Source organism: Aeromicrobium sp. Root236 (assembly GCF_001428805.1).
Taxonomy (GTDB): Bacteria; Actinomycetota; Actinomycetes; order Propionibacteriales; family Nocardioidaceae; genus Aeromicrobium.
Genome location: NZ_LMIS01000001.1, coordinates 482,747 through 495,777 on the forward strand (window position 1 = coordinate 482,747; position 13,031 = coordinate 495,777).

Here is a 13,031-nt window from a genome sequence, read left to right on the forward strand (position 1 = left end):
GATAGGTTGTCTCGGTGAGCTCACCCCAGCACCCCGGCACCTGGCGCCTCGGACGCCTCGCCGGCGTCGACGTGCTGATCCGCCCGTCGCTGCTGCTCATGGGCGGTTTGCTCATCTTCGTCTTCGCGCCGCGGTTCGACGATCGCACCGACTCCAACCCGTACGTGCTCGCTGCTGCGTTCGTGGTGGCGCTCTACGTGTCGGTGCTGATCCATGAGCTCGCCCACGTCGCGGTCGCCCGTGGATTTCGCATGCGCGTCCACTCCGTCACGCTGCAGCTCCTCGGCGGCGAGACGCTGATCGAGGGCGAGAGCCGCAGGCCGTCGCAGGAGCTGGCGGTCTCGATCGCCGGGCCGCTGTCGTCCTTCGCCGTCGGCCTCGCCTGCTTCGCCGTCGAGCCGGCACTCAGTGGCACCACGGCCGACGTCGTGTACGCCGTGGCCCAGGTCAACATCCTCGTCGCGCTCTTCAACATGCTGCCGGGCCTGCCCCTCGACGGCGGCCGCGTGTTCCGCGCCATCATCTGGCAGGTCACCGGCAACGAGGAGACCGGCATCCGCGTCGCCGCGTGGATCGGTCGCGTCACGGCAGTCGCCCTGGTCGCGTACGTCATCACCCGCCACGACGAGCCGAGCTTCGAGATCGATCTCGTGATCGCCGTGGTCGTCGGCTGGGTCCTCTGGCAGGGCGCCGGCGACGCCCTCAGCCACGCCGGCCGCTCAGCCCGCATCAACTCCCTTGACGCCCGGACGATCGGGTTCGAAGGTGCGACACCGCCGCCCCACGCCGAACAGCTCTCCGTCGACCTCCACGGGGCGGACCTGCTCAAGGCCATGGCCGCGCGCCCCGCCGAGGCGTACGCACTGGTCGAGGCCGACGGGACGATCTACGGCGTGCTCACTGCCCGAGCCGTCGACGAGGCCTACAGAGCAGGACGACGATGACCTCCTTCATGCGCAGCGGACCCCTCGAGCCCGGGGAGTGGGTACGCCTGACCGACCCCAAGGGCCGCAAGCACAACGTGCAGCTCGAAGCCGGCACGGCGTTCTCCACCAAGAAGGGCCAGATCAGTCACGACGACATGATCGGCCACCCCGAGGGCATCGTCATCGAGTCGTCGATGGGTGCGCCCTACCAGGTGTTCCGCCCGCTGCTGTTCGAGTACGTCGTGTCGATGCCGCGAGGCGCCGCGATCATCTACCCCAAGGACGCCGCGCAGATCGTCGCGCAGGCCGACATCTATCCCGGCGCCCGCGTCGTCGAGGCCGGAGCCGGGTCGGGCAGCCTGACGTCCTACCTCCTTCGCGCGATCGGGCCCGAGGGCACGCTCGGCTCCTACGAGATCCGCGAGGACTTCGCCGAGAACGTCCTGCGCAACGTGCACCAGATCGCGGGCCCCAACCCGCCGGGCTGGACGCTCACGGTCGGCGATGTGCGCGAGGTCATCAGCGAGACCGAGATCGACCGGCTGATCCTCGACATGGTCGACCCGTGGACGTGCATCCCGCTCGCCGCCGAACGCCTGGTGCCCGGCGGCATCCTGTGCGCCTACGTGGCGACCACGACCCAGCTCTCGCGCTTCGTCGAGACCGTGCGCGAGCAGGGCGGGTTCACCGAGCCGCGTGCGTGGGAGACGTTGGAGCGTGACTGGCACCTCGAGGGCCTCGCGGTCCGCCCCGACCACAAGATGAACGGCCACACCGCGTTCCTCGTGACAGCCCGCAAGATGGCGCCGGGACAGACGTCGCTGGAGAAGTCGCGACGACCCGCGCCGGGCGCGTACGGCCCCGACTACCACGGGCCGCGGCCGGCCGGCTTCGTCGCCGAATAGGGGCTCGCTCGCAAAGTCATCCAAAAGACACTTTCCCTGTGTCTGAGATGACAGCCGCAGACGTGGCGTTGACGGGTAGGGTCAGAGGTACGAGCAGGAGGTGGCCATGACCGACAACGAGTCCATCCAGTCGAGCGAATCACAGCAGGAGCTCGCCTACTTGCGCGCGGAGGTCGAGCACCTCAGGCGCCGGCTCGGCACCGAGGGGTCCACCGACTCGCGGCTCACCGAGCTCGAGGCCAAGCTGGCCGCGACCAGCTCGCAGAACGAGCGCCTGACGTCGACACTGCGTGAGGCCCGCGACCAGATCGTGACGCTCAAGGAAGAGGTCGACCGGCTGGCCCAGCCGCCGACGGGCTTCGGCACGTTCCTGCAGCGCAACGACGACGAGTCGGTCGACGTGTTCACCGGTGGCCGCAAGCTGCGCGTCAACGTCAGCCCGTCGGTCGACAAGGACGCCCTGCAGAAGGGCCAGGAAGTCATCCTCAACGAGGCGATGAACGTCGTCACGGCGCTCGACTTCGAGCTCGTCGGCGAGGTCGTGTCGCTCAAGGAGATCCTGGCCGACAATGAGCGGGCGCTGGTCATGGGCAACGCCGACGAGGAGCGCATCGTGCGGCTCGCCGAGTCGCTCGAGGGCATCAAGCTGCGCCCCGGTGACTCGCTGCTGCTCGACTCCCGGTCCGGCTACGTCTACGAGCGCATCCCCAAGAGCGAGGTCGAGGACCTGGTGCTCGAAGAGGTGCCCGACATCGACTACGAGTCGATCGGTGGCCTGCGCCAGCAGATCGAGTCGATCCGCGACGCCGTCGAGCTGCCCTACCTGCACCCCGAGATCTTCATCGAGCACGAGCTCAAGCCGCCCAAGGGCGTGCTGCTCTACGGCCCTCCCGGCTGCGGCAAGACCATGATCGCCAAGGCGGTCGCGGCATCGCTGGCCAAGAAGGTCTCGGAGCGCACGGGCGAGGAGGGACGTTCCTACTTCCTCAACATCAAGGGCCCCGAGCTGCTCAACAAGTACGTCGGCGAGACCGAGCGGCACATCCGCCTGGTGTTCCAGCGCGCTCGTGAGAAGGCCAGCGAGGGCACGCCCGTCATCGTGTTCTTCGACGAGATGGACTCGCTGTTCCGCACCCGCGGCTCAGGCGTCTCCTCCGACGTCGAGAACACGATCGTCCCGCAGCTCCTGAGCGAGATCGACGGCGTCGAAGGACTCGAGAACGTCCTGGTCATCGGCGCCTCCAACCGCGAGGACATGATCGACCCCGCGATCCTGCGACCCGGCCGCCTCGACGTCAAGATCAAGATCGAGCGGCCCGACGCGGAGTCGGCGACCGACATCTTCAGCAAGTACCTCACCGCCGGCCTGCCGTTGCACGCGGACGACCTCGCCGAGTGGGGTGGCGACCGCCAGGCCTGCGTCAGCGGCATGATCCAGCGCACGGTCGAGCGTATGTACACCGAGTCCGAGGACAACCAGTTCCTCGAGGTCACCTACGCCAACGGCGACAAGGAAGTCCTCTACTTCAAGGACTTCAACTCCGGCGCGATGATCCAGAACATCGTCGACCGGGCCAAGAAGATGGCGATCAAGGACCTGCTCGAGCACGGACAGCGCGGCCTGCGGGTGCAGCACCTGCTGCAGGCCTGCCTCGACGAGTTCAAGGAGAACGAGGACCTGCCCAACACGACCAACCCCGACGACTGGGCGAGGATCTCGGGCAAGAAGGGTGAGCGCATCGTGTTCATCCGCACCCTCATCTCCGGCAAGAGCGGCAACGAGCCGGGCCGGTCGATCGACACGGTGGCCAACACCGGTCAGTACCTCTGACGCCGTTGTCCGTCGAACCACCTGCAGCGAGCCTGGAGCTGCGCGCCGCGTCCTACGACAGCGCGGACGCGCAGCTCCTCACGGCCGAGGTGCAGCAGGAGTACGTACGCCGCTACGGCGGCGAGGGCGACACGGCACCCGTCGACACGTCGGAGTTCGACGGCGAGGGTGGCCGGTTCTTCATGGTCTACGTCGACGACGTCCCGGCGGCCATGGGTGGTTGGCGCCGCCATGAGCCGCTCGCGGAGTGGCGCGATGCCGAGATCAAGCGGATGTACGTGCGCCCGGCGTTCCAGCGGCGTGGGCTGGCCCGCCTGCTCCTGTCCGAGCTCGAGCGGACCGCCGCCGAGGCCGGCATCACCCGGTTGATCCTCGAGACCGGCCTCGAGCAGCCGGAGGCGATCGCGATGTACCGCTCGGCCGGCTACGACGACATCCCCGCGTTCGGCTACTACGCCGACGACGAGCTCAGCGTGCACCTCGGCAAGGTGCTCGACGACACCGGTTCATGAGTCCGCGTGCACGGGTGACTCCTGCGGCACGACGCGACGCGGCCGGGCTGCGTACTTGAGGGCGAGCACCACGCCGACGGCCGAGACGCCCATGCCGGCCAGCCCGGCGACCGAGAGCCGGTCACCGAACATGAACGCGGCCCACACCATCGTGGTCGGCGGGGTCAGGTAGAGCAGCGTGCTCGCGTGCGTGGCGCCCTGCGTACGGCTGACGAACAGGTAGGTCCCGTATCCGCCGAAGCTCGACAGCAGGACGACCCACGCGATCGCGACCCAGAATGCCGGGGGAGTGGGCGCGCCTGCCGTCCCCTCGACGACCGCCAGCAGCCAGAACGCCGCTGCGGCGGTGATCGTCTGGACGGTGATCCAGGCCAGCACCGACTCCTGGGGCCGCCACCTCTGCTGCAGGACCGTGCCCGACGAGAGCGAGAGCATCCCGACGAACGGCAGGACGTACGCCCACCACGGCGCGTCACCCGTCCGCAGGTCACCGCCGACGACCAGCAGCACACCGGCGAGGCCCAGGACGAGCCCGACCAGCTGTGCGACGTGTGCCCGCTCGGAGAGCACGACGGCAGCCAACGCGATGACCACCAGCGGCTGCATCGACGCGACCAACGCGGTCGTCCCCGACGGCACGCCCAGCCCGACGCCGCTCACCGTCATGCCGAGGTAGGCCGCCTGGCACAGCAGCCCGAGGACGACCTGGCGGCGGATGCCGGAGCGATCGATGCGCTCGCGGCGCCACAGGCACACGGCGAGGAGGATCGCCCCCGCGACGAGATAGCGCCAGGCCAGCAGGGTCGATGCCGGCGCCTGACGCGTACCGAGCTCGGCGCCGATGAAGCCGGAGCTCCAGAGCACGACGAGGGCGATCGACGGCAGGACGCGGGTGCGGTGATCCGGAGACATGACGCCACATAAACATACCGGTCGGTATACTCGCAGTGTAGATCCCGAAGGAGTTCCCATGACGACCGTCACGCAGCCGACCATGACGCCCACGGCGCACCGCATCCTGGACACCGCCGCCGGGCTGTTCTACGAGCACGGCCTGCGAGCGGTCGGCGTGGAACGCATCGCCGAAGAGGCGGAGACGACCAAGAAGACGATCTACGACAGGTTCGGGTCCAAGGACGGGCTCATCACGGCCTACCTGCGGCAACGCTGCGACCGGTGGCACGACTACGCGACGGCATACGTGGACGAGCACGCTCCCCAGCCCGGTCCCGACCGGGTCCTGGCGGTGCTCGACGCGCTCGACAGCTGGATGTCGGTCAACTCCCGAGGGTGCGGATTCGTCAACGCGTACGCCGAGCTGGCCGGCACCGGGCACGAAGGCCTGCCGATCATCGCCGAGGAGAAGATCTGGACGCGCGACTACTACATCGGCCTGCTGACCGAGCTGGGCGTCCCGGACGCTGCGCGGCGTGGGCGCGAGGTGGCCCTGGTGCACGAGGGCGCGATCGTGCAGCTGACGGCTGGGGCGCAGCCCGAGGCGATGGCAGATGCCCGCGCCCTGGTCCGCAGACTCGTCGACGACGGTGTCACCGCGCGTGGTGCAGACGCGGGGACCGTAGGCTGAGCGCATGACAGTTCGGCGGGTGCAGGGGAGCGAGGTCGAGTACGGCATCGCGGTGCAGGGACAGCCGCACGCCAACCCGATGGTCGCGTCGACCCACGTCGTCAACTCGTACGCGGCGGCGCACGGCCTCACCCGCAGGGCCCGCTGGGACTTCGAGGAGGAGAACCCGCTGCGGGACGCGCGCGGCTTCGACCTCAGCCGCGAGGTCGCCGACCCCTCGCAGCTCACCGACGAGGACATGGGCCTCGCCAACATCATCCTGACCAACGGCGCCCGCCTCTACGTCGACCACGCGCACCCCGAGTACTCCAGCCCCGAGGTCACCAACCCGCTCGACGTCGTGCTGTGGGAGAAGGCCGGCGAGAACGTCATGCGCCTCGGCGCCGAGCTCGCCGCCAAGATCCCGGGCACCGCGCCGATCGTGCTCTACAAGAACAACGTGGACAACAAGGGCGCCTCCTACGGTGCCCACGAGAACTACCTCATGCGCCGTGACGTGCCGTTCGACCAGATCGTCGAGCACCTCACCCCGTTCTTCGTGTCCCGCCAGGTGTTCACGGGTGCCGGTCGCGTCGGGCAGAAGCAGGACGGCAGCGTCCACGCGTTCCAGATCAGCCAGCGCGCCGACTACTTCGAGGTCGGCGTCGGTCTGGAGACGACGCTCAAGCGCCCCATCATCAACACCCGCGACGAGCCGCACGCCGATCCCAAGAAGTATCGCCGGCTGCACGTCATCATCGGAGACGCCAACTGCTCCGAGACGGCGATCTACCTCAAGCACGGCACGACGTCGATCGTCCTCGCGATGATCGAGGCGGGGTTCCTGACCCGCAGCCTCGCCCTGTCGGCCCCGGTCACGGCGCTGCACGACATCTCGTACGACCCGACGCTGACGCAGAAGGTCGAGCTCGAGGACGGCCGCACCGTCACGGCGCTGGAGCTGCAGGGGGAGTACCTCCGCCTCGCCAAGGAGTTCGTGGCCCGCGAGGGTTCCGACGAGCAGACCGACGACGTCCTGCGCCGCTGGGAGAGCGTGCTGGACCGCCTCGCCCGCGACCCGATGGAGTGCGTACGCGAGCTCGACTGGGTCGCCAAGCTCGCCCTGCTCGAGCGCTACCGCGAACGCGACCACCTCGACTGGGACCACGCCAAGCTGCACCTGGTCGACGTCCAGTACCACGACATCCGGCTGCACAAGGGGCTCTATCACCAGCTCATCCGCACCGATCGCATGGACCGGTTGCTGACCGAGGACCAGATCGCCGCCGCCGTCACCGACCCGCCCCGCGACACCCGCGCCTACTTTCGCGGCATGTGTCTCGCGAAGTTCTCCAAGGACATCGCGGCTGCGTCATGGGACTCGGTGATCTTCGACCTGCCCGGCCAGGACTCCCTGCAACGCATCCCGACGATGGAACCGCTGCGCGGGACCGCCGAGCACGTCGGGCGGCTGTTCGAGACCAGCAACACCGCCAGCGAGCTGTTTGCCGCGATCACGGGTCGATAACGCAGTGTCGGACCAGTCAGCACGTCGGGAGCGACGCATCACCGCGATGATCGGCCTCGCGGCCGTGTGCGGAGTCGCCGGCCTCGTGGTGTCGGCCGCCCTGCTCGCCAAGTCACCGTCTGACACCCCACAGCGGGCGCAGCCGACGCCCACGACGACGATGACGCCGGTCAGGCCCGTCTCCGAGCCGGTTGCCCCGACGCCGGAGCCGTCGGGGGAGCGGATCGCGGGCCCCTGGCTCTCCACGACGTCACGCCAGACCGGCATCGGCACGGTGGCGCTCGAGGCGTACGCGCTGGCGTCCGTGCGCCTGGGGCGTGAGCAGCCGGCCTGCCACGTCGGCTGGACGACGCTGGCCGGCATCGGCGCGATCGAGTCGGGCCACGGCACCAACGGTGGCAGCCGGGTGCGCGCCGACGGCACGACGACCCGGCCGATCGTCGGCCCGGCCCTCGACGGAACGTCGGGCACGGGTCGCATCCCCTCTGACAAGCAGTCCGAGCGGTGGCACGGTGACACCGAGTGGGACCACGCCGTCGGGCCGATGCAGTTCATCCCGTCGACGTGGCGCAGGTGGGGCTCCGACGGCAACGACGACGGCACGGCCGATCCCAACAACATCATCGACGCCGCCTACGCGGCCGGACGCTATCTCTGCGCCTCCGGCAGGGACCTGCGTACGAGTGAGGGCTGGACCCAGGCGATCTTCTCGTACAACCACTCCGAGGAGTACGTACGCAACGTCGTCGCGCGCGCCAACTCGTACGTCAAGCGCTGAGGTTGGAGGCGGGCGGGGGCCGTCTCCTGGAATGGTGCTCGGTCCCCGCCCGCTGACGCCGTGGCTGTCTGCTCAACCAGGCGTCCGTGCGTCCCGTACCCGACACGCCGACACCTAACCTGCCGCGCATGCGAAACGGCGAGGTCACTCCGCGTCTGGCCTCACCGGGATAGGGTTGTGACATGTCCGAACAGCAGCACAAGAGCACCCGCAAGGCGAGCGAGCCCGAGGCGCAGGTCGACACCACCGAGGTCGACGCCGAGCGCAAGGAGAAGCTCGACGACGACGTCGACTCGATCCTCGACGAGATCGACGACGTGCTCGAGGAGAACGCCGAGGAGTTCGTCCGCAGCTTCGTGCAGAAGGGCGGGCAGTGATGCTGCCTGACGGCACTCGACTGTCCGAAACCTCGTCCTTCGCCGACTACCTCTCCGTCAGAGCTCCCGAGCTGCTGCCGTCTGCCCGGGTGACCGAGGCCGGCAGCCTCGCCGGCGTCACCCACGGCACGACGATCGTGGCCGCCACGTTCGACGGCGGTGTCGTGATGGCCGGTGACCGCCGCGCCACGATGGGCAACGTCATCGCCCAGCGCGACATCCAGAAGGTCTTCCCGACCGACGAGTACTCCTGCGTCGGCATCGCCGGCACCGCCGGGCTTGCCGTCGAGATGACCCGGCTGTTCCAGGTCGAGCTCGAGCACTACGAGAAGATCGAGGGCACGGTGCTGTCGACCGACGGCAAGGCCAACCGCCTCGCCGCGCTGATCCGCAACAACCTCGGCATGGCGATGCAGGGCCTCGCCGTCGTCCCGCTGTTCGCCGCGTACGACCTCGACGCCGGCGTCGGCCGCATCTTCGCGTTCGACGTCACCGGCAACCGCAACGAGGAGCGGGCGTTCCACTCCGTCGGTTCGGGCTCCACGTTCGCCCGCGGTTCGCTCAAGAAGCTCTACAGCGAGGGCATGAGCGAGACCGACGCCGTGACCGCCGCGATCCAGGCGCTCTACGACGCCGCCGACGACGACACGGCCACCGGCGGCCCCGACCTCGCGCGTCGCATCTTCCCGATGGTCGGTGCGATCACGGCCAACGGCTACCGCGCCTATTCCGAGGACGAGACGGCAGCGATCGCCGACCAGGTCATCGCTGCCCGCATGGGCCGTCCCGACGGCCCCTCGGCCCCCCTGACGTGAGAGGACCGACCCGATGACGCAACCGTTCTACGTCTCGCCCGAGCAGCTGATGAAGGACCGGGCTGACTTCGCCCGCAAGGGCATCTCCCGCGGCCGCAGCGTCGCAGTGGTCCACTACGACGACGGCATCCTGTTCGTCGCGGAGAACCCGTCCCAGGCACTGCACAAGATCAGCGAGATCTACGACCGCATCGGCTTCGCCGCGGTCGGGCGTTACAACGAGTTCGAGAACCTCCGCATCGCCGGCGTACGCCTCGCCGACCTGCGCGGCTACTCCTACGACCGGCGTGACGTCACGGCTCGCGGGCTCGCCAACGCGTACGCCCAGACGCTCGGCACGATCTTCTCCGCCGGAGGCGAGAAGCCCTACGAGGTCGAGATCTTCGTCGGTGAGCTCGGTGACGAGCCGTCGCAGGATCAGGTCTACCGCCTGATGTACGACGGCTCGGTTGCCGACGTGCAGGGATATGGCGTGATGGGCGGACAGAGCGAGCTGGTGGAGACCTATCTCGGTGAGCACTACCGTCCCGGCCTGTCCCTGGCCGAGGCGATCCGCGTCGCGGTCACGGCACTCGGCCAGGACACCACGCCACCTCGTTCGGTGGAGGCCTCTGCCCTGGAGATCGCCGTGCTGACGCGTTCTCGCACCCAGCCCCGCAAGTTCCGCCGGCTCCAGGACGCCGACGTCGCGGCGGCGCTCGAGAGCTGATCGGCAGGCGCGCCGCGCGCCTCCCGCTGGGGCTTCGAGCGAGGTGACCCAGGTCACCTGAGTCGAAGTGGAAACCAGACTCCGGTTGTGGATAGGATAAGTGGAGACACTATCCGCATAATCCTGGAGCCCTTCATGACCGCCTCGACGATGCTCGAAGCCGACTGAGGCCCGACGATGTCCATCACCGCCTGGCACTCACCGTTCACGACCCCGCACCCCACTCGTCAGAGCGGCGCGGCGGAACGAAGTCCTGCGGTGCGAAGTCGCCTGCGCATCCATCCGGGAGTGCGCGAGGTCCTGCTGCTCGCGGCGCTCTGGTTCGGCTACAGCGCCAGCCGGATGCTCGCCGACAAGGACTTGGGCGTGGCGCGCCGGCGCGCCGCCGACATCCTGGACGTGGAGCGGTTCCTGCACCTCGACCTCGAGTCGTCGGTCAACTCGGCCCTCTCGGCGGTGCCGTCGATCGCGGTGCCGATGTCGTTCTGGTACGCCTCGCTGCACTACCTCGTGACGCCTGCCGTGCTGGCCTTCATCTTCTGGAAGCACCGCAGCGACTATCGCCGGGCCCGCAACGGTCTCGTCATCGGCTCGGCGATCGGGCTGGCCGCGTACGTCCTGATCCCCACGGCGCCGCCGCGCCTCATGGGTGGCTACGTCGACACGCTGGCCCAGTCGGCCTCCTACGGCTGGTGGTCGGGTCACGCCTCGGCTCCCGCCGGCCTGGGCGGTCTCACCAACGAGCTCGCCGCGATGCCGTCGCTGCACGTCGGCTGGACCGTCTGGGTCGCGTGGGCCATGTGGCGCTACGTCAAGCGCACGGGGCACGTGCTCTCACTGCTCTACGTCGCGGGCACGACACTCGTGGTCGTCGCGACCGGCAACCACTGGCTGCTCGACGCGATGGCCGGTGCCGCTGTGGTCGGGATCGGCATCGCCATTGCGACCAGGCTGTCCGTCGGATCCTCGCCGCAACCGGCCGAGCCGACGCCCTCATGGTGACCTTGCTGCTGGGATTCGTCCTCGCGCTCGCGGAGTCGGGCCTCGGTCTCGGTGCGGTGCTGCCCGGCGAGGTGGCGATCTCCAGCCTTGCCACGAACGTCGACGGTGTCGTGCCGCTGCTGTTCCTCGGCATCGCCGTCGCACTGGGCGCCAGTGCCGGAGATCACCTGGGCTACGTCATCGGGCGGGTCAGCGGGCCCCGGCTGCGTGGCTCGCGGTTGATCGCCCGGCTCGGTCCGGACCGTTGGGACCGGGCCTCGGAGCTCATGCAGGCCCACGGGTTCTGGGCGATCCTGGTCAGCCGGCTGCTGCCGTTCGTCCGCACGGTCATGCCGGCGGTCGCGGGTGCGGCTCACCTGCGCTACCCGCGGTTTGCCCTGGCGTCGGTGCTGGGGGCCGCCGTCTGGTCGACCGTCTGGGTCGGCGCAGGCGCCGGTCTCGCCGCCAGCGGACTGCTCGACAACACACCCCTCGTCGTGGCCGTGGTGGCAGGCGTGGTGCTCGCCGCGATCGTGGTCAGGGTCGTACGCAAGCGCCGGCGCCCGACCTTGCCGGCCGATCCCAGCAGCCTGGAGCTGCTCGACGAGCGACTGCCCGAGCCGACCTGCGTGCGATGACAAGTCGATGACGTTCGCGCGCCGCACCACACCGACTGGCGCGCGCGACTAGGCTGAAGCCATGGACCGGCGGATCTTCGGTATCGAGAACGAGTACGGCGTCACGTGCTCCTTCAAGGGCCAGCGCCGGTTGTCGCCGGACGAGGTCGCCCGCTACCTGTTCCGCCGCGTCGTCTCGTGGGGCCGCAGCAGCAACGTGTTCCTGCGCAACGGCGCCCGGCTCTACCTCGACGTCGGCAGCCACCCGGAGTACGCCACACCGGAGTGCGACGACCTCGTCGACCTGGTCACCCACGACCGGGCAGGGGAGCGGATCCTCGAGGGCCTCATGATCGACGCCCAGAAGCGCCTGGCGGACGACGGTGTCGAAGGCGACATCTACCTGTTCAAGAACAACACCGACTCGGCCGGCAACTCCTACGGGTGCCACGAGAACTACCTCGTCAGCCGGCAGGGCGAGTTCAGCCGCCTGGCCGACGTCCTCATCCCGTTCCTGGTGTCCCGCCAGATCATCTGTGGCGCCGGCAAGATCCAGCAGACCCCGCGCGGCACGATCTTCTCGGTCAGCCAACGCGCCGAACACATCTGGGAGGGCGTCTCCAGCGCCACGACCCGCTCGCGGCCCATCATCAACACCCGTGACGAGCCGCATGCCGACGCCGAGCGGTTCCGCCGCCTGCACGTCATCGTCGGTGACTCCAACATGAGCGAGACCACGACGCTCCTCAAGGTCGCGACCACCGACCTGGTGCTCCGCATGATCGAGGGCGGCGTGTCGATGCGCGACATGACACTGGACAACCCGATCCGCGCGATCCGCGAGATCGCCCACGACATGACCGGTCGCCGCAAGGTGCAGCTGGCCAACGGCCGCGAGCTCTCGGCGCTGGAGATCCAGGCCGAGTACTTCGGCAAGGCCGCCGAGTTCGTCGACAAGCACGGGCTGCACACGCCGACGATCACCCGGGCGCTCGATCTCTGGGAACGTACGCTCAAGGCCGTCGAGTCCGAGGACCTGTCGCTCGTCGAGCGCGAGGTCGACTGGGTCATCAAGTACAAGCTCCTCGACCGCTACCGCAGCGTGCACGGGCTGAGCTGGGGCGACCCGCGCATCGCGCAGCTCGACCTCGCCTATCACGACATCCGCCGGGACCGCGGCATCTTCTACCTGCTCGAGAAGAAGGGCGCCGTCGCCCGCGTGACCAACGACCTCGACGTGTTCGCGGCCAAGTCCATTCCGCCGCAGACCACGCGTGCGCGGCTGCGTGGGGACTTCATCAAACGGGCCCAGGAACGGCGCCGTGACTTCACGGTCGACTGGGTCCATCTCAAGCTCAACGACCAGGCCCAGCGCACCGTCTTGTGCAAGGACCCGTTCCGGTCCCATGACGAACGCGTGCAGAGGTTGATCGACGGGATGTGACGACCGACGGCTTGTCCGTTGTCGTTAGGATGACCGACGATCTG

Annotated in this window: 14 protein-coding genes; 13 read left to right on the forward strand and 1 reads right to left on the reverse strand. The window is 68.8% G+C overall.

The genetic code is table 11. From position 1 onward, the window contains the following. The first annotated feature begins 14 nt into the window (after positions 1 to 14). The 4 genes from ASE12_RS02420 to ASE12_RS02435 all read left to right on the forward strand — a co-directional run bounded on the left by ASE12_RS02420 (position 15) and on the right by ASE12_RS02435 (position 4,174). On the forward strand, positions 15 to 944 hold the full coding sequence (locus ASE12_RS02420; RefSeq protein ID WP_056396483.1) for a site-2 protease family protein: 930 nt from the start codon (positions 15 to 17) through the stop codon (positions 942 to 944). After that, entirely contained in the window at positions 941 to 1,831 is an 891-nt protein-coding gene (locus ASE12_RS02425; protein WP_056396486.1) for a tRNA (adenine-N1)-methyltransferase, read from the forward strand. The genes ASE12_RS02420 and ASE12_RS02425 overlap by 4 nt, the downstream gene beginning before the upstream one ends. 106 nt (positions 1,832 to 1,937) lie before the next feature. Then, positions 1,938 to 3,662 carry a proteasome ATPase gene (gene arc, locus ASE12_RS02430; protein WP_056396488.1) on the forward strand — a complete coding sequence of 575 codons (1,725 nt, stop codon included), beginning with the start codon at positions 1,938 to 1,940 and terminating at the stop codon, positions 3,660 to 3,662. 5 nt (positions 3,663 to 3,667) lie between these two features. Further along, positions 3,668 to 4,174: a GNAT family N-acetyltransferase gene (locus ASE12_RS02435; protein ID WP_235508826.1), complete on the forward strand. Its 507-nt coding sequence runs from the start codon at positions 3,668 to 3,670 to the stop codon at positions 4,172 to 4,174. Here ASE12_RS02435 and ASE12_RS02440 read toward each other — a convergent pair. After that, the gene (locus tag ASE12_RS02440; RefSeq protein WP_056396492.1) at positions 4,169 to 5,086 is read right to left on the reverse strand and encodes a DMT family transporter; all 918 of its coding nucleotides are present in this window, start codon (positions 5,084 to 5,086) and stop codon (positions 4,169 to 4,171) included. The genes ASE12_RS02435 and ASE12_RS02440 overlap by 6 nt on opposite strands. A 58-nt stretch (positions 5,087 to 5,144) precedes the next feature. On the opposite strand from ASE12_RS02440, the gene ASE12_RS02445 reads away from it, so the two are divergent. The 9 genes from ASE12_RS02445 (at position 5,145) to pafA (ending at position 12,987) form a co-directional block, all read left to right on the forward strand. Next, positions 5,145 to 5,759 carry a TetR/AcrR family transcriptional regulator gene (locus tag ASE12_RS02445; protein WP_056396494.1) on the forward strand — a complete coding sequence of 205 codons (615 nt, stop codon included), beginning with the start codon at positions 5,145 to 5,147 and terminating at the stop codon, positions 5,757 to 5,759. Between the two features lie 4 nt (positions 5,760 to 5,763). After that, positions 5,764 to 7,266 (forward strand): depupylase/deamidase Dop, encoded by a 1,503-nt coding sequence (dop, locus tag ASE12_RS02450; RefSeq protein ID WP_056396497.1) that lies wholly within the window; start codon positions 5,764 to 5,766, stop codon positions 7,264 to 7,266. Positions 7,267 to 7,270: 4 nt separating this feature from the next. Next, positions 7,271 to 8,044 carry a lytic transglycosylase domain-containing protein gene (locus tag ASE12_RS02455; protein WP_056396500.1) on the forward strand — a complete coding sequence of 258 codons (774 nt, stop codon included), beginning with the start codon at positions 7,271 to 7,273 and terminating at the stop codon, positions 8,042 to 8,044. Between the two features lie 182 nt (positions 8,045 to 8,226). Next, positions 8,227 to 8,421, forward strand: coding sequence for a ubiquitin-like protein Pup (locus tag ASE12_RS02460; RefSeq protein WP_056396504.1), 195 nt, complete (start codon positions 8,227 to 8,229; stop codon positions 8,419 to 8,421). Further along, the gene (gene prcB / locus ASE12_RS02465) at positions 8,421 to 9,236 is read left to right on the forward strand and encodes a proteasome subunit beta (protein ID WP_056404470.1); all 816 of its coding nucleotides are present in this window, start codon (positions 8,421 to 8,423) and stop codon (positions 9,234 to 9,236) included. The genes ASE12_RS02460 and prcB overlap by 1 nt, the downstream gene beginning before the upstream one ends. Positions 9,237 to 9,249: 13 nt before the next feature. Next, positions 9,250 to 9,945 carry a proteasome subunit alpha gene (prcA, locus tag ASE12_RS02470; protein ID WP_056396506.1) on the forward strand — a complete coding sequence of 232 codons (696 nt, stop codon included), beginning with the start codon at positions 9,250 to 9,252 and terminating at the stop codon, positions 9,943 to 9,945. Between the two features lie 258 nt (positions 9,946 to 10,203). Continuing rightward, positions 10,204 to 10,947: a phosphatase PAP2 family protein gene (locus tag ASE12_RS02475; RefSeq protein WP_162255460.1), complete on the forward strand. Its 744-nt coding sequence runs from the start codon at positions 10,204 to 10,206 to the stop codon at positions 10,945 to 10,947. Continuing rightward, entirely contained in the window at positions 10,941 to 11,564 is a 624-nt protein-coding gene (locus ASE12_RS02480; protein WP_056396514.1) for a DedA family protein, read from the forward strand. Before ASE12_RS02475 ends, ASE12_RS02480 begins: the two co-directional genes overlap by 7 nt. Before the next feature lie 61 nt (positions 11,565 to 11,625). Beyond that, positions 11,626 to 12,987, forward strand: a complete 1,362-nt coding sequence (gene pafA / locus ASE12_RS02485; protein WP_056396516.1) for a Pup--protein ligase — start codon at positions 11,626 to 11,628, stop codon at positions 12,985 to 12,987. The last annotated feature ends 44 nt before the right edge of the window (positions 12,988 to 13,031 follow it).